Source organism: Chitinophaga solisilvae, assembly GCF_009928525.1.
GTDB lineage: Bacteria > Bacteroidota > Bacteroidia > Chitinophagales > Chitinophagaceae > Chitinophaga > Chitinophaga solisilvae.
This window is the reverse complement of the sequence record NZ_JAABOK010000046.1, coordinates 1-589: the sequence shown is the minus strand read 5'-3', so window position 1 is coordinate 589 and position 589 is coordinate 1. Positions and strand designations below refer to the sequence as shown.

Annotated in this window: 1 protein-coding gene; it reads left to right on the top strand. The window is 51.4% G+C overall.

Annotation, left to right across the window (positions count from 1 at the left end):
- Nucleotides 1–20: 20 nt before the first annotated feature.
- The coding region (locus GWG06_RS30380; RefSeq protein ID WP_235938600.1) for a hypothetical protein at nt 21–589 on the top strand (569 nt) is incomplete at its 3' end.

The window sequence follows — 589 nt, the reverse complement described above, 5'->3', positions numbered from 1 at the left end:
GCGGTTCTTATCAGGTGACCGTGAAGAATACAGCGGGCTGCGTATCTGCAGTTACCAATTCGGTTGTAAACGCGCAACCACAAACACCGGCTGCACCTACGGTGAATGTTACACAGCCGACATGTACAAATGCTAACGGAAAGATAACCATCACCGCGCCACTAGGAGAAAGCCTCACCTACTCCATTGATGGCACCAATTATCAGCAGGCGGCTACATTTACTGCGGCAAGCGGTTCTTATCAGGTGACCGTGAAGAATACAGCGGGCTGCGTATCTGCAGCTACCAATGCAGTTGTGAACCCGCAACCACAAACACCGGCTGCACCTACGGTCAATATTATACAGCCGACATGTGCAAATGCAAACGGAACGATTACCATCACCGCGCCGCTGGGTGAAAGCCTTACCTACTCCATTGATGGCACCAATTACCAACAGGCGGCTACATTTACTGCGATAGGCGGTTCTTATCAGGTGACCGTGAAGAATACAGCGGGCTGCGTATCTGCAGCTACCAATGCAGTTGTGAACCCGCAACCACAAACACCGGCTGCACCTACGGTCAATATTATACAGCCGACATGTGC